Raw genomic sequence first — 513 nt, forward strand, 5'->3', positions numbered from 1 at the left:
GCCTAACACCTGAGTTAAGCCGAACCGCGTAGTGGAGCCAAAGGCATGGCAAGCTGTATCTGCCATGCCTTTGGTGTAACGAAGCGGTTTCGGCTTGAACGAATTGTTAGGCCTTACGCTCCGGCAACTATGTCTGCCATTACAAAGGCCTCACCGCGCTTGAGCTTGAGCCGCAAGTGCGCCCCAGGCCCGATGTCCTTCAGCTGCTTAGCCATTTCGCGGGCGGGTGCGCCGTCAATGGCCCGTCCGTTGGCCTCAACAATGTAGTCACCAGGCATCACTCCAGCTGCTGCAGCGGGCGAGCCAGGTACGACAGTCGTAATCTTGACGCGCCGAAGGACTGGGTTGAAGAAACCAGATATCGTTGCTTCCGTGCCGAAGCCAAGTTTTCCCTTTGCTGCTATGGCGCTTGAGGAAACTAGCAAAAGCACGGAGGCGAACAGTACAGCAAATGTTTTCTTCCAGATCACTCGGAACTCTCCCATGTAAGGCCTAACACCTGAATTAAGCCGA

General features: G+C 55.2%; 1 protein-coding gene. It reads right to left on the reverse strand.

Translation table 11 applies throughout. The features are described 5' to 3' along the window. Positions 1-113: 113 nt before the first annotated feature. On the reverse strand, positions 114-513 hold a 400-nt coding region (locus tag G7B67_RS13265), incomplete at its 5' end, for a PDZ domain-containing protein (protein ID WP_207780954.1).

Source organism: Cognatiluteimonas telluris (assembly GCF_011320095.1).
Taxonomy (GTDB): Bacteria; Pseudomonadota; Gammaproteobacteria; order Xanthomonadales; family Xanthomonadaceae; genus Cognatiluteimonas; species Cognatiluteimonas telluris.